The following is a 22,156-nucleotide window of genomic DNA, read 5'->3' as shown; positions in this document are numbered from 1 at the left end:
TCAGGCGGGAATGGACAAGTATCCATTTTGTGACTGATAAGTTGTATACAACTCTATAGACATTTGTCCTATGTCTTGCATACAGTGTGCGCATAACAAAAACCAGGGAACCCCCTCCATGAAAACGCCCCATGTTTCACACCAACGGCCCGAGGACGAAAACCTAGGGATCGGCGCGAATATGGCTTATGGCCTGCAACATGTTCTGACCATGTATGGCGGTATCGTCGCGGTGCCATTGATCATCGGCCAGGCGGCCGGGCTCTCGCCAGCGGACATCGGTTTGTTGATTGCTGCTTCATTGTTTGCGGGGGGGCTGGCAACGCTGCTGCAAACCCTGGGTCTACCGTTTTTTGGTTGTCAGTTGCCGCTGGTGCAGGGCGTATCTTTCTCCGGCGTCGCGACCATGGTGGCGATTGTCAGCAGTGGCGGGGAGGGCGGGTTCCAGTCGGTGTTGGGGGCGGTGATAGCGGCGTCCCTGATCGGACTGCTGATAACCCCGGTGTTCTCGCGTATCACCAAGTTCTTCCCGCCGCTGGTGACTGGCATCGTGATTACCACCATCGGCCTGACGCTGATGCCGGTAGCCGCGCGCTGGGCCATGGGCGGCAACAGCCACGCGCCGGACTTCGGCAGCATGGCGAATATCGGTCTGGCGGCGGTGACGCTGGTGCTGGTGCTGTTGCTGAGCAAAATCGGCAGCGCGACCATCTCCCGCCTGTCGATCCTGCTGGCCATGGTCGTCGGTACGGTGATCGCGGTGTTCCTCGGCATGGCGGATTTCTCGTCCGTGACCCAGGGCCCGATGTTCGGATTCCCGACACCCTTCCACTTCGGCATGCCGACCTTCCACTTCGCTGCGATCCTGTCGATGTGCATCGTGGTGATGGTGACGCTGGTGGAGACCTCGGCCGACATTCTGGCCGTCGGTGAGATCATCGGCACCAAGGTTGACTCCAAGCGCCTGGGCAACGGCCTGCGCGCCGACATGCTGTCGAGCATGTTCGCGCCGATCTTCGGCTCCTTCACCCAGAGCGCCTTTGCCCAGAACGTCGGGCTGGTGGCGGTCACCGGCATCAAGAGCCGCTACGTGGTGGCCACTGGCGGTCTGTTCCTGGTGATCCTCGGCCTGCTGCCCTTCATGGGCCGGGTCATCGCCGCCGTGCCGACCTCGGTACTGGGGGGCGCCGGCATCGTGCTGTTCGGCACCGTCGCGGCCAGCGGCATTCGGACCTTGTCCAAGGTCGACTACCGTAACAACGTCAACCTGATCATCGTCGCCACCTCCATCGGCTTCGGCATGATCCCGATCGCGGCACCGAACTTCTACGACCACTTCCCGAGCTGGTTCGCGACCATTTTCCATTCGGGCATCAGCTCGTCGGCGATCATGGCCATCGTGCTGAATCTGACCTTCAACCACCTCACTGCCGGTAACTCCGACCAGCAATCGGTATTTGCGGCGGGTACCGAGCGGGTGCTGCGTTATCAGGATCTGGCGGCGTTGCGCGAAGGGGACTACTTCAGCGACGGTAAGCTGCACGATTGCGACGGCAAGGAGATTCCGGTGGTGGAATCGGAACACAGCGGGGCAGAACCACGGGCGCTGCACGTCAAAAGCAGTGAGCATGTCTGACGTTCACGGCGACTGAAAATAAGAGCCGATCTGTTGAGTGGACAGATCGGCTTTTTTCTTTATGGATCAAAAGATCGGCCACAAAAAAGCCCCTGTATCTTTCGATTCAGGGGCTTTTCGATGTTGCTGTCTGGCTCCACGACCTGGACTCGAACCAGGGACCCAGTGATTAACAGTCACTTGCTCTACCAACTGAGCTATCGCGGAATGGCGCGTATCTTACTGATTCAAAAAGAGAAGTCAAGCATCGAATAACAATTGGAGCGAATTATCGGGACGGGCGGTGGTTTAGCGGCGATTGACGGTTACCAGGATCGCCCCGGAGGTCTACCATGGCCGCCCGGAAGTGGTGACACGCGCTGCCGGCCATTCGCCGAAAAGGTACGCGCCATGAATCATTTGATCCTCCCACCTCGACACCACGGGGTGCGCCGATGAGCATCTCTCAGATCAGCCTGCCCAAGGGTGTCGGCCCCCATGCCGAAAAGTTGTTCGACACCATCACTCAGGCCGGCACCGCTGAAGCATTGAACCGTGCGGGTGGCAAGGCCGAAGGTTTCGTCCTGGGGCTGGAAAGCACCAAGGCGATCAAGAGCCAGGTCGCCGAATCGCTGTATGTCGCCTATGACGACGCTGCCAGCCAGCGTGCGACCGAACTGGCTTAACCGCCGAAGGTAATGGTGCCAAGCATCAGTTTGGCATACAGCATCGTGGCGCCCAGTTGCACCAGCCACAGGGCCAGGCCGCCGAGGAATACACCCGCAGCGACTTGCATTACCAGGTTGTTGCCGCGTTTGGCCGGGGCGCGGGGGATGAAGTGATCCAGGTCATCCAGGTCATCGCGGTCGGCGCGCAGGTCATCATTTTTCATAAAGGGTTCTCGCAGAATACTCAGGCATACACAAAACCTGTAGGAGCCGGCTTGCCGGCGAAGAGCCGAGGGCATTCATGTTGACCGATAGACTGCCATCGCCGGCAAGCCGGCTCCTACAGGGTAGATGTGTGCAGTCTAGAGGGCTGGGTCGTTGCTTTGAAAATTATCTGAAGCGAATAAAAAACGGGAAGCCACAGGCTTCCCGTTTTTCATTTCAAGGCTGAATCAGATGACCTGGACAATCGCGTCCGTCACCACCTCGATGTTGCTCTGGTTCAGCGCGGCCACGCAGATGCGGCCGGTGTCCAGGGCGTAGATGCCGAACTCGTTGCGCAGGCGATGAACCTGCTCAACGCTCAAGCCGGAGTAGGAGAACATGCCGCACTGACGGCCGACGAAGCTGAAATCGCGCTGAGGCGCTTTTTTTGCCAGCAGGTCGACCATCTGGGTGCGCATGCCACGAATACGCAGGCGCATTTCGGCCAGTTCGGCTTCCCACTGGGCGCGCAGTTCCGGGCTGTTCAGCACGGCAGCGACAACGCTGGCACCGTGGGTCGGCGGGTTGGAGTAGTTGGTGCGGATCACGCGTTTGACTTGCGACAGTACGCGCGCGCTTTCTTCTTTCGATTCGCTGACGATCGACAGGGCACCGACGCGCTCGCCGTACAGCGAGAACGATTTGGAGAACGAGCTGGAGGCAAAGAAAGTCAGGCCCGACTCGGCGAACAGGCGCACGGCAGCGGCGTCTTCGTCGATGCCATCGCCGAAACCTTGATACGCCATGTCGAGGAACGGCACGTGGCCTTTGGCTTTGACGACTTCCAGGACGTTTTTCCAGTCGGCCGGGCTCAGGTCCACGCCGGTCGGGTTGTGGCAGCAGGCGTGCAGCACAATGATCGAACCGTTTGGCAGCGCGTTCAGGTCTTCCAGCATGCCGGTACGGTTCACGTCGTGGGTCGCGGCGTCGTAGTAGCGGTAGTTCTGCACCGGGAAACCGGCGGTTTCGAACAGGGCACGGTGGTTTTCCCAGCTCGGGTCGCTGATTGCCACGACGGCGTTCGGCAGCAGTTGCTTGAGGAAGTCGGCACCGATTTTCAGAGCGCCAGTACCGCCAACGGCCTGGGTGGTGATGACGCGGCCAGCGGCGAGCAGTGGCGAATCATTGCCGAACAGCAGCTTTTGCACGGCCTGGTCGTAGGCGGCGATGCCGTCGATTGGCAGGTAGCCACGGGAAACGTGTTGAGCGGCGCGAATCGTTTCGGCTTCGACAACGGCGCGCAGGAGTGGAATTCGCCCCTCCTCGTTGCAGTAAACACCGACCCCCAGGTTGACCTTGTTGGTACGGGTATCGGCGTTGAATGCTTCGTTGAGGCCCAGGATTGGATCGCGTGGTGCCATTTCGACAGCGGAGAACAGGCTCATTATTGCGGCGGCTCTGAATGGAGAGTGGAGGGACGTGTCGCGCTCCAGCCGAATGCACTAGAGCGGTGCACAAACGGGGAGCTAGTATAGAGGCCATCGGCGATGGCTGGCGACAGGCGATTCACCTTTTAAGGCAAGTTTTTCCGATTATTTATCGACCGTCAGTCGATTGGTCTCGGCAAAGGTTTTGCGTGATGCAGGACGTTTGCCTTGAAAGCGCTGGCAATCGGCTCCACATTGAGCACAATCCAGTTTTTTCCTCGGGCGACATCGGTCGTTTGCGGTCTTTCTCGTTCATGCCGGTTTGTCCGGCAAGAGTGATCCAGAGGTATTTCATGTCTGAATTCCAGCTAGTCACCCGTTTCGAGCCCGCCGGCGATCAGCCGGAAGCCATCCGCCTGATGGTCGAGGGCATCGAGGCCGGGCTGGCGCACCAGACGCTGCTCGGTGTGACCGGCTCGGGCAAGACCTTCAGCATCGCCAACGTGATCGCCCAGGTGCAGCGCCCGACGCTGGTGCTGGCGCCGAACAAGACCCTGGCGGCGCAGTTGTACGGGGAGTTCAAGGCGTTTTTCCCGAACAACGCGGTGGAGTATTTCGTTTCCTACTACGACTACTACCAACCCGAAGCCTACGTGCCGTCCTCGGACACCTTCATCGAGAAAGATGCCTCGATCAACGACCACATCGAGCAGATGCGGCTGTCGGCGACCAAGGCATTGCTCGAGCGCAAGGATGCGATCATCGTCACCACGGTGTCCTGCATCTACGGTCTGGGCAGTCCGGAAACCTATCTGAAGATGGTGTTGCACGTGGATCGCGGCGACAAGCTCGACCAGCGTGAGTTGCTGCGGCGCCTGGCCGACCTGCAATACACCCGCAACGACATGGAATTCGCCCGTGCGACCTTCCGCGTGCGCGGCGATGTGATCGATATCCACCCGGCGGAATCGGATTTCGAAGCGATCCGCATCGAGCTGTTCGACGATGAGGTGGAAAGCCTGTCGGCATTCGATCCGCTGACCGGCGAAGTCATTCGCAAGTTGCCGCGCTTCACCTTCTACCCGAAGAGCCACTACGTCACGCCCCGGGAAACCCTGATGGGCGCGGTCGAAGGCATCAAGGTCGAGTTGCAGGAACGCCTGGAATACCTGCGCTCCAACAACAAGCTGGTGGAAGCCCAGCGCCTGGAGCAGCGCACCCGTTTCGATCTGGAGATGATCCTCGAGCTGGGTTACTGCAACGGCATCGAAAACTACTCGCGTTATCTGTCCGGTCGCGAAGCCGGCGCGCCGCCGCCGACGCTTTATGACTACCTGCCGCCGGACGCCTTGCTGGTGATCGACGAATCCCACGTCAGCGTTCCGCAGGTGGGCGCCATGTACAAGGGCGACCGCTCGCGCAAGGAAACCCTGGTCGAATACGGTTTCCGCCTGCCCTCGGCCCTGGACAACCGGCCGATGCGTTTCGATGAATGGGAAAGCATCAGCCCGCAGACGATTTTCGTCTCGGCGACGCCGGGCAACTATGAAGCCGAGCACGCCGGGCGCGTGATTGACATGGTGGTGCGCCCGACCGGGCTGGTGGACCCGCAAATCGAGATCCGCCCGGCACTGACCCAGGTCGACGACTTGCTGTCGGAAATCACCAAGCGTGTCGCTCTGGAAGAGCGGGTGCTGGTCACGACGCTGACCAAGCGCATGGCCGAGGACCTGACTGACTATCTGGCCGACCACGGCGTGCGCGTGCGCTACCTGCACTCGGACATCGACACCGTGGAGCGGGTCGAAATCATCCGCGACTTGCGTCTTGGCACCTTCGATGTGCTGGTGGGCATCAACCTGTTGCGCGAAGGCCTGGACATGCCGGAAGTGTCGCTGGTGGCCATCCTCGATGCCGACAAGGAAGGTTTCCTGCGTTCCGAGCGCTCGCTGATCCAGACCATCGGGCGGGCGGCGCGTAACCTCAATGGCCGGGCGATTCTGTATGCCGACCGGATCACAGGCTCCATGGAGCGGGCGATCGGCGAAACCGAGCGTCGTCGCGACAAGCAGATTGCTTTTAACCTGGCCAATGGCATCACGCCCAAAGGCGTGTTCAAGGACGTCGCCGACATCATGGAAGGCGCCACAGTGCCCGGCTCGCGCAGCAAGAAGCGCAAAGGCATGGCCAAGGCCGCCGAGGAAAACGCCAAGTACGAAGCCGAATTGCGCTCGCCGGGCGAGATCGCCAAGCGTATCAAAGGGCTGGAAGAGAAGATGTATCAGTTGGCACGTGACCTGGAATTCGAAGCAGCGGCGCAGATGCGCGACGAAATTGCCAAGTTGCGTGAAAGACTACTGACCGTTTGATTTAACCCTTGTAGGAGCCGGCTTGCTGGCGAAGCGTCAGAATCTGACACACCGTGTCGTCTGGATCGCTGGCAAGCCAGCTCCTACAAGGTCTGTGGATGGACACAAGTTTTGTGAACACCATCAATCCTGTGGGAGCGGGCTTGCCCGCGAAAACGTCCGCAAGTACGCCACAATTTTTCAGGACTAGTGCGCCTCGCCGGCCTTCAACCCCGCCGGCAATTTCCGGGTCAGCAACACCGCCAGCATGCTGATCCCCAGCGCAATCCCGACAAAATGAAACGCATCGTTATAGGCCATGATCGACGCCTGCTGATGCGCGATCTCGCTGAGTTTGCCCAATGCCGCCGTTTCACTGCCCAATCGGTCGGTCAGCGAGGCAATGCGCTCGGCCACCTGCGGATTGCTCGGTACGATGGACTCACGCAGGTAATCAAAATAAACCTTGGTCCGCGCATCCAGCAGTGTGGCGAGCAGGGCGATGCCGATGGCCCCGCCGAGATTGCGCAGTATGTTGAACAGGCTCGATGCCGACCCTGCATCCTGGGGCAGGATGTAGGCGGTCGCGATCAGCGAGATGGTGACCATGATCAGCGGCTGGCCCAGGGCGCGGATGATCTGGATCTGATTGAACTGCGGCCCGGCAAAGTCCGGGTTCAGCACGCCCGAAGAGAAGCTCGCCAACCCGAAGAGCCCGAAGCCCAATGTGCACAGCCATTTCGGCGAGACGAACTTCATCAGTTTGGGCACCAGCGGGATCAGAAACAGCTGCGGCACGCCCATCCACATGATCACTTCGCCAATCTGCAGGGCGTTGTAGTTCTGGATTTGCGCCAGGTACAGCGGCAGCAGGTAGATCGAGCCGTACAACCCGACCCCCATGCCGACGCTGGAAATGCTGGACAAGCCGAAGTTGCGGTTGCCGAGGATGCCGAGGTTGATCAACGGATTGGGTTTGGAAAACTGCACGATGACAAAGGTGATCAGGCTGACCAGCGCGATGCTGCCCAGGGTCACGATCAGGCTGGATTCCAGCCAGTCCTTGCGATGGCCTTCCTCCAGGAATACCTGCAGACAACCGAGCCCGACACCGAGGGTGAGAATGCCGGCGTAGTCGGTGCTTTTCAGCAATTCCCAGTGCGCTTCTTTCTTCTCCAGGCCGTACATCAGGCCGGCGATCATGATCAGGCCGGGCGGGATGTTGATGTAGAAGATGTATTCCCAGCCCCAGTTCTCCGTCAGCCAGCCGCCGAGGGTCGGGCCGATGGAGGGCGCGAACGTGGCGGTCATGGCGAACATGGCCATGCCTTTGGCGCGGTGGTGTTCCGGGAGCTTGATCAGGGTCAGGGTGAACGCCAGCGGAATCAGCGCACCGCCGGTAAACCCCTGCAGGGCGCGGAACACGATCATGCTCTCCAGGCTCCAGGCCATGGAGCAGAGCAGGGAAGCCGCGAGAAACCCGAGGGACACCCACACCGCCAGGCGTCGCGCCGACAGCAACTGCACGAGCCAGGCAGTGAGCGGGATCATGATGATCTCCGCCACCAGGTAGGAGGTGGAAATCCACGAGCCTTCCTCCAGGGTCGCCGACAAAGCGCCCTGGATATCCTTGAGCGAGGAATTGGTGATCTGGATGTCCAGCACCGCCATGAAGGCGCCGAGCATCACGCTCATCACCGCGATCCAGTCCCGCCGGGTCGGTTCGCCGACCGGGCGGATCAGTTGATCACCGGCCATCGTCAGCGGCGTCTTTGCTGCTCACTTTGGTGGTGACGTCCGCAGGGGCATCCTTGATGTTCACCTTGGCGGTCACCGACATGCCCGGACGAATCTTGCCGCGCAACGGATTGTCGGCGGCGAAGGTCAGTTTTACCGGAATCCGTTGCACGACTTTGGTGAAGTTGCCCGTGGCATTGTCCGGCGGCAACAGGCTGAACTGCGCGCCCGAGGCGGCGAACAGGCTGTCGACGCGGGCTTCGATCGGGGTGTCGCTGTAGGCGTCGAAGGTCAGTTCGGCTTTCTGGCCGGGCTGCATGTGGCCGATCTGGGTTTCCTTGAAGTTGGCCTGAATCCAGATGTCTTCGTCCGGCACGATCGACAGCAGGTAAGCGCCGGCCTGCACGTATTGGCCTTCGCGGGCGGCACGCTGGCCGATCAGGCCGCTGATGGGGGCGTGGATTTCGCTGCGTGTGAGGTTCAGTTCGGCCTGGGCCAGGTCGGTTTTTGCGTTGGCGATCTGCGCGTCGAGGCGTTTGATCTCGGCGGTCAGCGCGTTGACCTGCTGGCGCTGACTTTGTGCGTCGGCCTGGGCCTTGGCCACTTGCGAGCGGGCAATGTGGGATTCGGCGGAGAGGGTGGTCACCCGTTCTTCCGAGACATAACCGGGTTTGCGCAAGGTCTCGGCGCGGGTCAGGTCGATCTGCGAGCGGCCCAGGCTGGCCTGGCTGGACGCGACTTGCGCTTCGCTGGCGGCAATCAGGCTGGCCTGCTGGGTCAGTTTGCTCTGGGCTTGCAGGCGTTCGGCCTGGCGGGTGGCCAGGGCGGCATTGGCGCGGTCGACAGCGAGACGGAAATCGTCGCCTTCGAGTTTGATCAGCAACTGGCCTTTCTCGACATGCTGGTTGTCCTGCACCAGCACTTGATCGATGCGTGCGCCCAACTGGCTCGACACACGGGTGATCTCGCCCTGGACATAAGCGTTGTCGGTGCTTTCATAAAAGCGCCCCTTGAAGAACCAATGGGCAAACAGGCCCCCGGCAATCAACAGGACCATCAGCAGGAATGTAAAGAGGCGACGCTTGAGTTGGGCAGGCATGAGGCAAACTGTAGTCGAGAAATTGTAAGGGAAGTTATCAGCAGGCAAATCTGGCATACAGCCGATAAGTGGTAAATGCAATCGGCGGATATTCGGCCATTCACCGCGTCATAGAGGCGTTACAGACGCAACCTTGGCTTAAATGCCCTGTTCGCTGGAGCCGGGCGGGTGTCGCCTGTTACCATTCGCGCCTAGTTTGAACTTCGCTTTTTTTTCTTTTCGAGACATGCCATGACCACCGTCCGCACTCGCATCGCGCCATCGCCTACCGGGGATCCCCACGTAGGTACCGCCTACATCGCCTTGTTCAACTACTGCTTTGCCAAGCAGCACGGCGGTGAGTTCATCCTGCGGATCGAAGACACCGACCAATTGCGTTCGACCCGTGAGTCCGAGCAGCAGATTTTCGACGCCTTGCGCTGGCTGGGGATCGACTGGAGCGAAGGCCCGGACGTCGGCGGCCCGCACGGTCCGTATCGGCAAAGCGAGCGCGGCGATATCTATCAGAAGTATTGCCAGCAACTGGTCGATATGGGGCATGCCTTCCCGTGCTTCTGCACTGCCGAAGAGCTGGACCAGATGCGCGCCGAGCAAATGGCTCGCGGTGAAACCCCGCGTTACGACGGGCGCGCGCTGCTGCTGTCCAAGGAAGAAGTCGCCCGTCGCCTGGCCGCTGGCGAACCCCATGTGATCCGCATGAAGGTGCCGAGCGAAGGCGTCTGCGTGGTGCCGGACATGCTGCGTGGCGACGTCGAGATCCCGTGGGACCGCATGGACATGCAAGTCCTGATGAAGACCGACGGCCTGCCGACGTACTTCCTGGCCAACGTGGTCGACGATCACCTGATGGGCATCACCCATGTGTTGCGCGGCGAAGAGTGGCTGCCATCGGCACCGAAGCTGATCCTGCTTTACGAGTACTTCGGCTGGGAACAGCCGGAGCTGTGCTACATGCCGCTGCTGCGTAACCCGGACAAGAGCAAGCTGTCCAAGCGCAAGAACCCGACCTCGGTGACGTTCTACGAGCGCATGGGCTTCATGCCGGAAGCGATGCTCAACTACCTGGGCCGCATGGGCTGGTCGATGCCGGACGAGCGCGAGAAGTTCTCGTTGCAGGAAATGGTCGACAACTTCGATCTGAAGCGCGTGTCCCTCGGCGGGCCGATCTTCGACATCGAGAAGCTGTCCTGGCTCAACGGCCAATGGCTGCGTGACCTGCCGGTGGAAGAGTTCGCCGCGCGCGTGCAGAAGTGGGCATTCAATTCCGAATACATGATGAAGATCGCGCCGCACGTGCAGGGCCGGGTCGAAACCTTCAGCCAGGTGGCACCACTGGCCGGGTTCTTCTTTGCCGGTGGCGTGAATCCGGATGCCAAGCTGTTCGAATCCAAGAAACTGTCGGCTGATCAGGTCCGTCAGTTGATGCAGTTGATCCTGTGGAAACTCGAAAGCCTGCGTCAGTGGGAGAAGGACAGCATCACCGCGACCATTCAGGCCGTCGTCGAATCCCTGGAGTTGAAGCTGCGTGATGCCATGCCGCTGATGTTTGCCGCGATCACCGGCCAGGCCAGTTCGGTGTCGGTGCTCGATGCGATGGAAATCCTCGGTCCGGACCTGACCCGATTCCGCCTGCGCCAGGCCATTGACCTGCTGGGCGGTGTGTCGAAGAAAGAAAACAAAGAGTGGGAAAAGCTGTTGGGCGCTATCGCCTGATCCCGCGTGCCTGACCTTGTAGGAGCCGGCTTGCTGGCGAAGCGACCTTGCAGCTTGCATCGATCTTGCGGCCGCCTTCGCTGGCAGGGCCGCTCCTACAGCTGGAAAAACCCCGAATTTCCGGGGGGAGGGCGGTAAGTGGTTGTTATGCCGACAAAAAATTTTGAAAAATTTCAAAAATAAGTTTGACAGGCTTTCGATACGCCCTTAAGATTCGCCCCGTCCTCAGCGATGACATCAACGATGAGGGGCTATAGCTCAGCTGGGAGAGCGCTTGCATGGCATGCAAGAGGTCGACGGTTCGATCCCGTCTAGCTCCACCAATTTACACTTCAAGGCCTGGCCACACCGGTCTTGAAGCGATCAACACTCAGCGTTGATCAGTTGTATGGAAGGGTTTGCGTCCCCTTCGTCTAGTGGCCTAGGACACCGCCCTTTCACGGCGGTAACAGGGGTTCGAGTCCCCTAGGGGACGCCAGTTTTACAGAAGCGATGTTGCAAGATGTCGCTCCGCCGCGAGGCGAAAAATCCGGGGCTATAGCTCAGCTGGGAGAGCGCCTGCATGGCATGCAGGAGGTCAGCGGTTCGATCCCGCTTAGCTCCACCAATTTTACAGTTCAAGGTCTGGCCACACCGGCCTTGAATCGATCAGCTCTCAGCACTGATCAGTTGTATAGAAGGGTTTGTGTCCCCTTCGTCTAGTGGCCTAGGACACCGCCCTTTCACGGCGGTAACAGGGGTTCGAGTCCCCTAGGGGACGCCACGATTACCCGCTCTGCGGGATTTATAAGGGTCATTCAATTATTGAATGGCCCTTTTGTTTGTCTGGCGTTTGGCCAAATTCCTCCATTTCCAAAAAAACTGTTCTTCAGACCAGCGGTCACGCCCATGACTTGCTAAAATTTATTATGAGAATAATATTTCAATCGTAATATTCGGAGGTAACGATGAACGATAAAAAAGCTCAAACCCGCGAACGCATCCTCAAGGCTGCCAGCGCAGCGCTGATTCAGCGCGGCCCGGCCGAGCCCAGTGTGGGCGAAGTGATGGGTGCAGCGGGCCTGACGGTCGGTGGCTTCTACGCCCACTTCGAAAGCAAGGACGCGATGATGCTCGAGGCGTTCAAGCAATTGCTCGGTCACCGCCGCGACCTGATTGCCGACATGGACGCGGAGTTGACCGGTGAAGAGCGCCGCGCGCTGGTGGCTGCGTTCTATCTGTCGCGCAAGCACCGTGACTCCTCCGAATCGGCCTGTCCGATCCCGGCATCGGTCGGCGAACTGGGGCGGCTGCCGGAAGCGTTTCGTGTCGCCCTGAATGAGCATGTGGAATTGATGGTCGCGCAGTTGGCGGCCAGTCCTGAAGAAACCGAAAAAGCCCTGGCCGATATGGCCTTGATGGTGGGTGGGCTGGCTCTGGCGCGGGCGCTGGGGCCGGGAGAGTTGTCCGATCGATTACTGCGCGCCGCCAAATCGGCAGTGCGTTGACCCTGAAGGCTGCGGCCTGAGGAGAATGCGATGAGCGCGTTAAAGTGGGTTCGTGGCGTTAATGGCACCTTGGGCTGGTTTGCCCCGAAACTGGTCGCTAGTAAAATGCGATTGGCCTTCATGACACCGCGGGACCTGCCGCCCCGTGACTGGGAACTGCCGCTGTTGGCGCGATCCGAGCGCATTACCCTGCGGTTTGGCCTTTCGGCGCTGCGTTGGGGGCAGGGGCCGGCCGTGCTGCTGATGCACGGCTGGGAAGGTCGGCCGACGCAGTTTGCCAGCCTCATCACCGCGCTGGTCGATGCCGGTTACTCGGTCGTCGCCCTGGATGGTCCGGCCCATGGCCGCTCACCGGGCAGAGAAGCGAATGTGGTGCTGTTTGCTCGCGCCATGCTTGAAGCCGCTTCCGAATTGCCCCCGCTGCAAGCGGTCATCGGCCACTCCATGGGCGGCGCCAGCGCCATGCTCGCGGTCCAGTTGGGGTTGCGCACCGAAACCCTGGTGAGCATTGCCGCCCCGGCGCGGATTCTCGGCGTACTGCGTGGTTTCGCCCGTTATGTGGGGCTGCCGCCGAAGGCTCGCTCGGCGTTCATTCGTCAGGTGGAGAATGATGTCGGCATGCGCGCCGCGATGCTGGATGTCGCGCACTATCAACTCGATATGCCCGGCCTGATCGTTCACGCCGAAGATGATGACTTCGTCCCGGTCAACGAGTCGCAATTGATCCACGAAGCGTGGTTCGACAGTCGCCTGCTGCGCTTGAAGGAGGGTGGTCATCAGCGCGTATTGGCCGACCCCCGAGTGATTGATGGCGTGTTATCACTGCTGGCCGGTCGCAGTCTGCAATCACGCCAATCCGCTTGAGCTTCCGTTACACTGCCCCGGTCGAAATCATCTGACCGGGAGTGGGGCATGGGCTGGGATCGGGAAACGCCATTTATCATTGATCTGCAAGTGGACGCCGAGGACATCGACGGGTTAGGGCACGCGAACAACGCGGTCTACGTGACCTGGCTCGAGCGCTGCGCCTGGCGCCACTCCCAACGCCTTGGCCTGGATCTGGTCGAATACCGGCGGTTGGACCGGGCGATGGCGGTGGTGCGCCACGAGATCGATTATCTGGCAGCGGCCTATGAAGGCGATGAGCTGCAATTGGCGACCTGGATCGTCGATTGGGATCAGCGCCTGAAAATGACCCGGCACTTCCAGCTGATCCGCCCCAGCGACAATGCAACGTTGCTGCGCGCGCAAACCACGTTCGTCTGCATCGAGCTGTCCACCGGCAAACCCAAGCGCATGCCGACGGAGTTCATCGAAGGCTATGGCCCGGCGATTCAAGCGCAGGAGTTGGTACAACCCTGATTCCCTGTGGGAGCGGGCTTGCTCGCGAATGCAGTGTGTCAGCAAATTAAATGTTGGCTGACACGACGCTTTCGCGAGCAAGCCCGCTCCCACATTGGATTTGCGATGTTCTGCAGATTTTCTCTGAAACCCAGTAAACTGCCGCACGTTTTTCCTCGAGTGTGTTTTTCATGCAAATTGCTTTGGCGCCCATGGAGGGGTTGGTCGACGACATCCTGCGCGATGTGCTGACCCGCGTGGGTGGTATTGACTGGTGCGTGACCGAGTTCATTCGGGTCAACGACCAGTTGCTGACGCCTGCCTATTTCCACAAGTTCGGCCCGGAGCTGCTCAACGGCGCCCGGACGGCGTCCGGCGTGCCGCTGCGTGTGCAACTGCTCGGTTCCGATCCGGTGTGCCTGGCGGAAAATGCCGCGCTGGCTTGCGAGCTGGGTTCGCAAGTGATTGACCTGAACTTCGGCTGCCCGGCCAAGACCGTCAACAAATCCCGTGGTGGCGCGGTCCTGCTCAAGGAACCCGAGCTGCTCAACCAGATCGTCGAGCATGTCCGTCGTGCCGTCCCCGCGCACATTCCGGTCACCGCCAAGATGCGCCTGGGCTTCGACAGCCCGGACGGTTCGCTGGTGTGTGCCACGGCCCTGGCCGAAGGCGGTGCGGAACACATCGTGGTGCACGCGCGAACCAAGGTCGATGGCTACAAGCCGCCGGCGCATTGGGAGTGGATTCCACGGGTGCAGGACGTGGTCAAGGTGCCGGTGTTCGCCAATGGTGATATCTGGAGCGTCGAAGACTGGCGTCGTTGCCGCGAGATCAGTGGCGTGGAAGACATCATGCTCGGTCGCGGCCTGGTTTCGCGCCCCGATCTGGCGAAGCAGATTGCCGCTGCCCGGGCCGGTGAAGAGGTCGTGGAGATGACCTGGAGCGAACTGCTGCCCCTGATCCAGGACTTCTGGCTGCAAGCCAAGGCGCAGATGACGCCACGCCAATCGCCGGGTCGCCTGAAGCAATGGCTGGCGATGCTGACCCGCAATTATCCCGAGGCGGTAGAGCTGTTCACCGTCCTGCGTCGTGAGACCGAACTGGATAACGTCTCGCGTTTGTTGGGGCTGCCGGTGGCTGAAGCCGCCTGAGGCTCTTTTAAAAAAAGTAGAAAATAAGCTCTTGAAATGCAATCGGCGGTCCCTATCTAAGGGTTACGCGATGCCGAATTCGGGTCGCGGAGACAAAAAACCTTGCTGATTGTTTTCAGGAGATTTGAATCATGGCTACTACATTTTCCATGGCCCCACTGTTCCGTTCCTCGGTAGGTTTCGACCGTTTCAACGACCTGTTCGAAACCGCCCTGCGCAATGAGCCAGGCAGCAGCTATCCACCCTATAACGTGGAAAAACATGGCGACGACCAATACCGTATTGTCATCGCAGCGGCTGGTTTCCAGGAAGAAGACCTGGAGCTTGAAGTCGAGAAGGGTGTGCTGACCATCAGTGGCGGTAAACGCGACGCAAACGAAGACGTTACTTATCTGTATCAGGGCATTGCGCAACGTGCCTTCAAACTGTCCTTCCGTCTGGCGGACCACATCGAGATCAAGGCTGCCGGCCTGAGCAACGGTCTGTTGAGCATCGACCTGCTGCGGGTGATTCCGGAAGAGGCGAAAGCCAAGCGCATCCCGATCAACGGGGCGCAAAAACCGGCTCTGCAACACTGAGTCCGGGCAGGAAGAAGGGCGCCATTGGCGCCCTTTTTTGTGGCTTCCACTGGTTTGAGCGTGGGCACGACCCCTTGTAGGAGCCAGCTTGCTGGCGATGGTCGTTAACGATAACGCGTATAAACTGGATAAATGCGGCGCACTTGAGTCCATCGCCAGCAAGCTGGCTCCTACAGTTTTCCGGGAATGCGTGAAGAGCCTTTTTTGTGCGCGTCACTTCAGGAGTTTTTGAAATTCTTCCACCGGCAACGGCGGACTGTGCAAATACCCTTGGTAGAAGTGACACTCCAGCCCCTGCAGGAACTCAAGCTGCTCCGCTGTTTCCACCCCTTCGGCAATCACTTTCAAATCCAGGCTGCGGGCCATGGCGACGATGGCGCGGATGATCTCGGCGTCGTTCGGGTCGCTGGTGGCGTCGCGGATGAACGACTGGTCGATTTTCAGGGTGTCGACCGGCAGGCGCTTGAGGTAGGTCAGTGAGGAATAGCCGGTGCCGAAGTCGTCCATGGCGAAGCTCACGCCGAGTTTTTTCAGGCGGCGCATTTTGCTGATGGTGTCTTCCAGGTTCTGGATCACGATGCCTTCGGTGATTTCCAGCTTCAGCAAGGTGCAGGGCAGCCCATAAGTGGCGAGGCTGTTTTCAACGCGTTCAACGAAATCGTTCTGGCGGAACTGGCGCGGGCTGATGTTCACGCACAGGCTGAATTTGTACGGGTTCACCAGGCCTCGGTCGATCAGTTGCTTGAAGGCCTGGCAGGCTTCGTCGAGGATCCAGGTGCCGACCTCCAGGATCAGTCCGCTGTCTTCCAGCACCTTGATGAACTCCGTGGGTGATTGCGCGCCGAGTTCCGGGTGATTCCAGCGTACCAGGGCCTCGGCGCCGACGATGCGGTCGCCCCGGGCGTCGACCTGGGGTTGGTAATGCACGCGAAATTCGCCTCGGGACAGGGCCAGGCGCAGGTCGGTTTCCATGCGCAGGCGTTCGCTCGCGGCCTTCTGCATGGTGTTGTGGTACATCTGCGCGGTATTGCGCCCCGAGTCCTTGGCGCGATAGAGCGCGATGTCGGCGCGCTTGAGCAGGTCGGTCGGGGTCGAGCCGTGATCGGGGATTAGCGCAATGCCGATGCTTGGTGTCACTTGCAGGCGCTGGCCGTCGAGGAACATCGGTTCGGACAGCAGTTCGCGGATAGTGTCGGCCAGTTCGCGGACCTGATCGCTGACCTCGCTGCGCGACCCTTCGAGACCGCTGAGCAGCACCACGAATTCGTCGCCTCCCAGGCGCGCAACGGTGTCCTCCATGCGCACGCTGGCCTCCAGGCGCGCGGTGATGATTTTCAGCACGGTATCGCCCACTGGATGCCCGAGGGAGTCGTTGATGTGCTTGAAGTGGTCGAGGTCGAGGAACATCAGCGCGCCGCGCAGGTTATGCCGTTTGAGCAGGGCGATCTGCTGGCTCAGGCGGTCCATCAGCAAGGCACGGTTGGGCAGGTTGGTCAGGGGGTCGTGGTAGGCCAGGTGGCGAATCTGTGCTTCGGCGTTTTTCAGCAGGCTCACGTCTCGCGCGGTCAACAGCAGGCAGGCGGTTTCGTTGAGGGTGATCGGCTCCACCGAGACTTCGACGGTGAGCAGTTCGCCGCGCTTGTTGCGCCCAAGCATTTCCTGGTGATGAACCCGGCCCTTGATCTGCAATTCGGCCAGCAGCGCCGAGCGTTGTTTCTCTTCCGCCCAGATCCCGACCTGGTACACCGTGCGGCCCACCACTTCCTCGGCGCGGTAGCCGGTCAGGCGGCAGAAACCGTCGTTGACCTCCAGATAGCGGCCGGTGTCGCGCTCGGTGATGGTGATGGCGTCGGGGCTGGAGTGGAAGGCCTTGGCGAATTTCTCTTCACTGGCCTTGAGCGCCGCTTCCGAGCGTTGTTGCTGGGTGATGTCGCGCAGCGTGGTGACGATGCAGGCCTGGTCGCCGACGCTGATCTGGCGGCTGGAAATTACGCAGGTCAGGGCCTGTCCGTCCTTGTGCTGGACCAGAATGGCGACGTTGTTCAGGCCTTGTTCGCGGATCACTTGTTCGATCCGTCGCAGGCTTTTCGCCGAGGCGTCCCACAGGCCGATTTCGTCGGCGCTGCGGCCGATCACATCGGCGGTGCTCCAGCCGAAGGTCTGGGTGAAGCTGGAGTTGATTTCGATGAACTGGCCGCTGTCCTGGTGGGTGACGCAGATCGGATCGGGGCTGACCTGGAACAGCGTGGCGAATTTTTCTTCGGAGGCTACCAGCCGTTGTTCGCGCTCCACCTGGTCGGTGATGTCGAGCAAGGTGCCGGCCATGCGCACCGGCACGCCGTTGTCATCGCGGTAGAGGCGGGCGCGGCTTTCCAGGTAGCGTGAGCTGCCGTCGGGCAATTGCACGCGGTAGGTCAATTGATAGTTGCCGGCCGGGCCTTCGCGCAGGCTGCGGTAGGCGTCGCGCATGGTGTCACGTTCTTCGCCGGGCACGCCTTCGAAGAACTCGTCGAAGGATTCGTGAAAGGGTTTGGCTTCCAGGCCGTGCAGTTGGGCGGCCCGTGCCGATCCGTAGAGCATGCCGCTGGGAATGTGCCAGTCCCAGGTACCGAGTTGCGCCGAATCCAGGGCCAGGTCGAGGCGTTCCTGGCTGTCCTTGAGGGCGTGTTCGGCGGCTTTGCGTTCGGTGGTGTCGAGGAAGGTGCTCAGCAGATAGGGCTGGCCTTCGAGCTCGACTTTTTGCGCACTGAGGATGCCGTCATGGATCTGGCCGTTGCTGGCGCGGAACTGCACTTCCATGCTGACCACATCGCCTTTGGCTTTAGTGGCCTTGACCAGATCGGCCCGTTGCTCGGGATGTACCCACAGCCCCAGTTCCAGGGTGGTGCGGCCGATCGCGTTTTGCACCGGCCAACCGAACAGGCTTTCGAAATACTGGTTGGCTTCGGTAATCAGGCCGTCTTCCTGACGGGTCAGCAGAACCATGTTCGGGCACAGGTGAAACAGGGTGGCGAAGCGTTTTTCCGAACTGCTCAACGCCTGTTCACGCTGGCGCTGGTGAGTAATCTCGCGGATCACGCCAATCATCCGCGGCCGGCCATGCTTGTCCGGCAACAGGCTGCCGCTGATTTCCAGCCAGTGCAGGCTGCCGTCGGGCCAGCGGATGCGGTGGTGCATGGCCTGCTCCAGTGGCGCACCGCCAATGACCGCGTGAAAGGCACGAACGGTTTTGGCGCGATCCTCTGGCGGCAGCAGGTCGAGGTATTCCAGGTCATGGGGCAGCGGTTGCCGTGGATCGAAGCCGAACAGCGCCTGCGTACCCCGGGACCAGCTGATCTGCCCGCGCTCGATGTCCCAATACCAGGCGCCCAGGCGCGCTCCGTTGAGCGCGGCGAGCAATTGCGAGGCGCTTTCCCAGCTCTGTTCGGAGCTTTTCGGATCAATTGCCTGGATACGCGGCATCGGCGGAATACGGTCTACAGATTTCGGCATTGGCAAGCCTTGGGCTGGTGTTGGGCGTTTGTTGCAGGTATTCGAGGCTCTATAGGAGTAGCACAAGTTAGCCTTGAGTCCCTGGCAGTTCGAGTTGAGCGTCCAGCAAGGCCATGAAGGCCCGCGCAGCATTCGACAGCGTCCTTTCCGTGTGCAGGATATAGCCTAGCTGGCGAGTGAGCTGTATGCCCGGCAAAGGTATGCGCGCCACCTGTTCATCGAGCATGGTGCGCGGCAAGACACTCCAGGCCAGGCCGATCGAGACCATCATCTTGATGGTTTCCAGGTAGTTGGTACTCATGGCAATGTTGGGCGTCAGGCCCTGGGCTTCAAACAGCCGTTGCACGATGTGGTGGGTGAAGGTGTTGCCGCCGGGGAATACCGCCGGGTGTCGGGCGATGTCCGCCAGGCTGACCTTGCCGTTGTTGAGCAGTGAATGCTCCGGGGCGACCACGAAATCCAGCGGGTCGTCCCACACCGGCGTGGCCTTGACCAGTGTGTGGGGCTCCGGTGCGAGGGTGATGACCGCCAGTTCGGCGCGGCCATGGAGAATTTCCTCGTAGGCCACTTCCGAATCGAGGAACTGAATATCCAGCGCCACTTGCGGGTAGCGTCGGGTGAACTCCCTTAATAAGGGTGGCAGACGGTGCAGGCCGATGTGGTGACTGGTGGCCAGGGTCAGACGGCCGGTCACTTCGCCGGTGAGGTTGGTCAAGGCGCGGCGCGTATCATCCAGCACATTGAGAATCTGATAGGCCCGCGGCAGCAGGGCGCGCCCGGCCTCGGTCAGGCCCACTTCACGACCCAGGCGATCGAACAGCCGCACCTTCAATTGCTGCTCCAGTCCGGCGATGCGCTTGCTGATGGCCGGCTGGGTCAGGTGCAGCCGTTCACCTGCACCGGAGAAACTTCCTGTCTCGGCAATGGCAATAAAAGCATTGAGGTTGGCCAGGTCCATGTTTGTATTCCAGTTGGTTATCCAAAGCATAAAAAATATGAATTTGAGTTATTTAATGTAACCCCATAGGATCGACCTCACAAGCCAAGGGGTTATTGAATCGCTCAAGACCCAGGGCATAGAAACAAGCTGATGAGGAAACCGTCTGATGGCCGGCAAAACGCTCTACGACAAGCTCTGGGATTCGCATTTGGTCAAGCAGCGCGACGATGGCTCTGCGCTGATCTACATCGACCGTCACATCATCCACGAAGTGACTTCGCCGCAAGCCTTCGAAGGCCTGCGTCTGGCCGGGCGCAAGCCATGGCGCATCGATGCCAACATCGCGACCCCGGACCACAACGTACCGACCACCCCGGAGCGCAAGGGCGGCATCGACGCCATCGTTGACCAGGTCTCGCGTCTGCAAGTCCAGACCCTCGATGACAACTGCGATGAATACGGCATCGTCGAGTTCAAGATGAACGACGTTCGCCAGGGCATCGTCCACGTCATCGGCCCGGAGCAGGGCGCTACCTTGCCGGGCATGACCGTGGTCTGCGGCGACTCCCACACCTCGACTCACGGCGCATTCGGTGCCTTGGCTCACGGTATCGGCACTTCCGAGGTCGAGCATGTGCTCGCCACCCAGTGCCTGGTCGCCAAGAAAATGAAAAACATGCTGGTGCGTGTCGAAGGCCAATTGCCGTTCGGCGTGACCGCCAAGGACATCGTGCTCGCCGTGATCGGCAAGATCGGCACCGCCGGCGGTAACGGCCATGCCATCGAATTCGCCGGCAGCGCAATTCGCGACCTGTCCGTGGAAGGCCGCATGACCATCTGCAACATGGCCATCGAAGCCGGCGCTCGCGTAGGCCTGGTGGCTGCAGACGAAAAGACTGTGGAATACGTCAAGGGGCGTCCGTTCGCGCCGAAGGGCGCGGAGTGGGACCTGGCCGTCGAAGCCTGGAAAGACCTGGTATCCGACGCCGACGCGAAGTTCGACACCATCGTTGAGCTCGACGCGACCCAGATCAAGCCGCAAGTCAGCTGGGGCACCTCGCCGGAAATGGTGTTGGCGGTCGACCAGAACGTGCCGGATCCTGCGAAGGAAATGGACCTGGTCAAGCGTGATTCCATCGTCCGTGCTTTGAAATACATGGGTTTGACCGCCAATCAGGCGATCACCGACATCCAGCTCGACCGCGTGTTCATCGGTTCCTGCACCAACTCGCGGATCGAAGACCTGCGCGCCGCAGCGGTGATCGCCAAGGGCCGCAAAGTGGCCTCGACCATCAAGCAGGCCATCGTCGTTCCAGGCTCGGGCCTGGTGAAGGCTCAGGCCGAATCGGAAGGCCTGGACAAGATTTTCCTCGAAGCCGGTTTCGAATGGCGTGAGCCGGGTTGCTCGATGTGCCTGGCGATGAACCCGGACCGTTTGGAAAGTGGCGAGCATTGCGCCTCGACTTCCAACCGTAACTTCGAAGGCCGTCAGGGCGCCGGTGGCCGTACCCACCTCGTCAGCCCGGCCATGGCCGCGGCCGCCGCTGTGAACGGTCGTTTCGTCGACGTCCGTGAATTGATCTAAGGAGCGCAGCATGAAAGCTTTTACCCAGCACACTGGACTTGTCGCGCCTTTGGATCGTGCCAACGTCGACACCGACCAGATCATTCCGAAGCAGTTCTTGAAGTCGATCAAGCGCACCGGTTTTGGCCCGAACCTGTTCGACGAATGGCGTTACCTGGATGTGGGGCAGCCATACCAGGACAACTCCAAGCGTCCGCTGAACAAGGACTTCGTCCTCAATGCCGAGCGTTACCAGGGCGCCAGCGTGTTGCTGGCCCGTGAGAACTTCGGTTGTGGCTCCAGCCGTGAACACGCGCCGTGGGCGCTGGAAGAGTACGGTTTCCGCAGCATCATCGCGCCGAGCTATGCCGACATCTTCTTCAACAACAGCTTCAAGAACGGCTTGTTGCCCATCATCTTGAGCGATGCCGAAGTCGACGAACTGTTCCAGCAGGTCGAGGCCAATCCGGGGTATCAGTTGCAGGTCGATCTGCAAGCCCAGACCGTGACCCGTCCGGATGGCAAGGTCTTGAACTTTGAAATCGATGCGTTCCGCAAGCATTGCCTGTTGAACGGCCTGGACGATATCGGCCTGACCTTGCAGGACGGCGATGCGATTGCAGCGTTTGAAGCCAAGCACCGTGCGAGCCAGCCGTGGTTGTTTCGCGACGCGTGATTTTGCATAAGGCGTGATGACGCTATCGCTGGCAAGCCAGCTCCCACAGGTTTTGTGAACGGCGCATATCACTGTGGGAGCTGGCTTGCCAGCGATGAGGCCCGACCAGGCAACAC

18 protein-coding genes and 5 tRNA genes are annotated in these 22,156 nt (G+C 60.3%); 16 read left to right on the top strand and 7 right to left on the bottom strand.

All coding sequences use genetic code 11. The features are described 5' to 3' along the window. The first annotated feature begins 118 nt into the window (after positions 1-118). The gene (locus AB7M25_RS20390; protein WP_429381624.1) at positions 119-1,636 is read left to right on the top strand and encodes a nucleobase:cation symporter-2 family protein; all 1,518 of its coding nucleotides are present in this window, start codon (positions 119-121) and stop codon (positions 1,634-1,636) included. A gap of 131 nt (positions 1,637-1,767) precedes the next feature. On the opposite strand, the gene AB7M25_RS20385 is transcribed toward AB7M25_RS20390, so the two are convergent. Further along, positions 1,768-1,843 (bottom strand) — tRNA-Asn (locus tag AB7M25_RS20385). Positions 1,844-2,070: 227 nt separating this feature from the next. Here AB7M25_RS20385 and AB7M25_RS20380 point away from each other — a divergent pair. After that, positions 2,071-2,301, top strand: coding sequence for a hypothetical protein (locus AB7M25_RS20380; RefSeq protein WP_429381626.1), 231 nt, complete (start codon positions 2,071-2,073; stop codon positions 2,299-2,301). Here the strand turns inward: AB7M25_RS20380 and AB7M25_RS20375 are convergent. Further along, entirely contained in the window at positions 2,298-2,507 is a 210-nt protein-coding gene (locus AB7M25_RS20375; protein WP_104449654.1) for a hypothetical protein, read from the bottom strand. The genes AB7M25_RS20380 and AB7M25_RS20375 overlap by 4 nt on opposite strands. Positions 2,508-2,735: 228 nt before the next feature. Continuing rightward, positions 2,736-3,932, bottom strand: a complete 1,197-nt coding sequence (locus AB7M25_RS20370) for an amino acid aminotransferase (protein WP_007978664.1) — start codon at positions 3,930-3,932, stop codon at positions 2,736-2,738. Between the two features lie 335 nt (positions 3,933-4,267). On the opposite strand from AB7M25_RS20370, the gene uvrB reads away from it, so the two are divergent. Then, positions 4,268-6,283 (top strand): excinuclease ABC subunit UvrB, encoded by a 2,016-nt coding sequence (gene uvrB, locus AB7M25_RS20365; RefSeq protein ID WP_429381629.1) that lies wholly within the window; start codon positions 4,268-4,270, stop codon positions 6,281-6,283. 186 nt (positions 6,284-6,469) lie between these two features. On the opposite strand, the gene AB7M25_RS20360 is transcribed toward uvrB, so the two are convergent. Next, positions 6,470-7,960 carry an MDR family MFS transporter gene (locus AB7M25_RS20360; protein ID WP_429381769.1) on the bottom strand — a complete coding sequence of 497 codons (1,491 nt, stop codon included), beginning with the start codon at positions 7,958-7,960 and terminating at the stop codon, positions 6,470-6,472. Between the two features lie 49 nt (positions 7,961-8,009). Then, positions 8,010-9,098, bottom strand: a complete 1,089-nt coding sequence (locus tag AB7M25_RS20355) for an HlyD family secretion protein (protein ID WP_429381631.1) — start codon at positions 9,096-9,098, stop codon at positions 8,010-8,012. Between the two features lie 231 nt (positions 9,099-9,329). Between AB7M25_RS20355 and gltX the strand changes: the two genes are divergently transcribed. From gltX to AB7M25_RS20300, 11 genes are all read left to right on the top strand, one after another. After that, entirely contained in the window at positions 9,330-10,811 is a 1,482-nt protein-coding gene (gene gltX / locus AB7M25_RS20350) for a glutamate--tRNA ligase (RefSeq protein ID WP_454237936.1), read from the top strand. Between the two features lie 247 nt (positions 10,812-11,058). After that, positions 11,059-11,134, top strand: a tRNA-Ala gene (locus AB7M25_RS20345). A gap of 79 nt (positions 11,135-11,213) precedes the next feature. After that, positions 11,214-11,289: transfer RNA gene (locus AB7M25_RS20340), tRNA-Glu, on the top strand. Between the two features lie 53 nt (positions 11,290-11,342). After that, a tRNA-Ala gene (locus tag AB7M25_RS20335) sits at positions 11,343-11,418 on the top strand. Between the two features lie 80 nt (positions 11,419-11,498). Beyond that, positions 11,499-11,574: transfer RNA gene (locus AB7M25_RS20330), tRNA-Glu, on the top strand. Between the two features lie 184 nt (positions 11,575-11,758). Then, entirely contained in the window at positions 11,759-12,298 is a 540-nt protein-coding gene (locus AB7M25_RS20325) for a TetR/AcrR family transcriptional regulator (RefSeq protein ID WP_102701165.1), read from the top strand. Between the two features lie 30 nt (positions 12,299-12,328). After that, a complete protein-coding gene (locus AB7M25_RS20320; protein WP_429381635.1) occupies positions 12,329-13,162 on the top strand; it encodes an alpha/beta fold hydrolase in 834 nt (277 codons plus the stop codon). A gap of 48 nt (positions 13,163-13,210) precedes the next feature. Then, positions 13,211-13,660 carry an acyl-CoA thioesterase gene (locus AB7M25_RS20315; protein ID WP_102675339.1) on the top strand — a complete coding sequence of 150 codons (450 nt, stop codon included), beginning with the start codon at positions 13,211-13,213 and terminating at the stop codon, positions 13,658-13,660. Between the two features lie 170 nt (positions 13,661-13,830). After that, a complete protein-coding gene (locus AB7M25_RS20310; protein ID WP_218481416.1) occupies positions 13,831-14,790 on the top strand; it encodes a tRNA dihydrouridine synthase in 960 nt (319 codons plus the stop codon). A 131-nt stretch (positions 14,791-14,921) separates the two neighbouring features. Next, positions 14,922-15,368, top strand: a complete 447-nt coding sequence (locus tag AB7M25_RS20305; RefSeq protein WP_007978681.1) for an Hsp20 family protein — start codon at positions 14,922-14,924, stop codon at positions 15,366-15,368. 97 nt (positions 15,369-15,465) lie between these two features. Continuing rightward, positions 15,466-15,600 (top strand): hypothetical protein, encoded by a 135-nt coding sequence (locus AB7M25_RS20300; RefSeq protein WP_454237935.1) that lies wholly within the window; start codon positions 15,466-15,468, stop codon positions 15,598-15,600. Here AB7M25_RS20300 and AB7M25_RS20295 read toward each other — a convergent pair. Both AB7M25_RS20295 and AB7M25_RS20290 read right to left on the bottom strand, forming a co-directional pair. After that, positions 15,582-18,860, bottom strand: coding sequence for a PAS domain S-box protein (locus tag AB7M25_RS20295; RefSeq protein WP_454237934.1), 3,279 nt, complete (start codon positions 18,858-18,860; stop codon positions 15,582-15,584). The genes AB7M25_RS20300 and AB7M25_RS20295 overlap by 19 nt on opposite strands. A gap of 67 nt (positions 18,861-18,927) precedes the next feature. Next, positions 18,928-19,818, bottom strand: a complete 891-nt coding sequence (locus AB7M25_RS20290) for a LysR family transcriptional regulator (RefSeq protein WP_429381640.1) — start codon at positions 19,816-19,818, stop codon at positions 18,928-18,930. Between the two features lie 148 nt (positions 19,819-19,966). Between AB7M25_RS20290 and leuC the strand changes: the two genes are divergently transcribed. Next, the gene (gene leuC, locus AB7M25_RS20285) at positions 19,967-21,385 is read left to right on the top strand and encodes a 3-isopropylmalate dehydratase large subunit (protein WP_102701159.1); all 1,419 of its coding nucleotides are present in this window, start codon (positions 19,967-19,969) and stop codon (positions 21,383-21,385) included. 10 nt (positions 21,386-21,395) lie between these two features. Next, positions 21,396-22,040, top strand: coding sequence for a 3-isopropylmalate dehydratase small subunit (gene leuD / locus AB7M25_RS20280; RefSeq protein ID WP_429381644.1), 645 nt, complete (start codon positions 21,396-21,398; stop codon positions 22,038-22,040). The last annotated feature ends 116 nt before the right edge of the window (positions 22,041-22,156 follow it).

This window comes from Pseudomonas sp. AP3_22 TE3818 (assembly GCF_053628995.1).
Note: the sequence above shows the minus strand (reverse complement) of the source record. Positions and strands in the feature narration are given on the sequence as shown.

Excerpts from the sequence above, each read along its gene's own strand:
- AB7M25_RS20390 (WP_429381624.1), top strand. The coding sequence starts at position 119 with ATGAAAACGCCCCATGTTTCACACCAACGGCCCGAGGACGAAAACCTA.
- AB7M25_RS20380 (WP_429381626.1), top strand. The coding sequence starts at position 2,071 with ATGAGCATCTCTCAGATCAGCCTGCCCAAGGGTGTCGGCCCCCATGCC.
- AB7M25_RS20375 (WP_104449654.1), bottom strand. The coding sequence starts at position 2,507 with ATGAAAAATGATGACCTGCGCGCCGACCGCGATGACCTGGATGACCTG.
- AB7M25_RS20370 (WP_007978664.1), bottom strand. The coding sequence starts at position 3,932 with ATGAGCCTGTTCTCCGCTGTCGAAATGGCACCACGCGATCCAATCCTG.
- uvrB (WP_429381629.1), top strand. The coding sequence starts at position 4,268 with ATGTCTGAATTCCAGCTAGTCACCCGTTTCGAGCCCGCCGGCGATCAG.
- AB7M25_RS20355 (WP_429381631.1), bottom strand. The coding sequence starts at position 9,098 with ATGCCTGCCCAACTCAAGCGTCGCCTCTTTACATTCCTGCTGATGGTC.
- gltX (WP_454237936.1), top strand. The coding sequence starts at position 9,330 with ATGACCACCGTCCGCACTCGCATCGCGCCATCGCCTACCGGGGATCCC.
- AB7M25_RS20325 (WP_102701165.1), top strand. The coding sequence starts at position 11,759 with ATGAACGATAAAAAAGCTCAAACCCGCGAACGCATCCTCAAGGCTGCC.
- AB7M25_RS20320 (WP_429381635.1), top strand. The coding sequence starts at position 12,329 with ATGAGCGCGTTAAAGTGGGTTCGTGGCGTTAATGGCACCTTGGGCTGG.
- AB7M25_RS20315 (WP_102675339.1), top strand. The coding sequence starts at position 13,211 with ATGGGCTGGGATCGGGAAACGCCATTTATCATTGATCTGCAAGTGGAC.
- AB7M25_RS20310 (WP_218481416.1), top strand. The coding sequence starts at position 13,831 with ATGCAAATTGCTTTGGCGCCCATGGAGGGGTTGGTCGACGACATCCTG.
- AB7M25_RS20305 (WP_007978681.1), top strand. The coding sequence starts at position 14,922 with ATGGCTACTACATTTTCCATGGCCCCACTGTTCCGTTCCTCGGTAGGT.
- AB7M25_RS20300 (WP_454237935.1), top strand. The coding sequence starts at position 15,466 with ATGGTCGTTAACGATAACGCGTATAAACTGGATAAATGCGGCGCACTT.
- AB7M25_RS20295 (WP_454237934.1), bottom strand. The coding sequence starts at position 18,860 with ATGCCGAAATCTGTAGACCGTATTCCGCCGATGCCGCGTATCCAGGCA.
- AB7M25_RS20290 (WP_429381640.1), bottom strand. The coding sequence starts at position 19,818 with ATGGACCTGGCCAACCTCAATGCTTTTATTGCCATTGCCGAGACAGGA.
- leuC (WP_102701159.1), top strand. The coding sequence starts at position 19,967 with ATGGCCGGCAAAACGCTCTACGACAAGCTCTGGGATTCGCATTTGGTC.
- leuD (WP_429381644.1), top strand. The coding sequence starts at position 21,396 with ATGAAAGCTTTTACCCAGCACACTGGACTTGTCGCGCCTTTGGATCGT.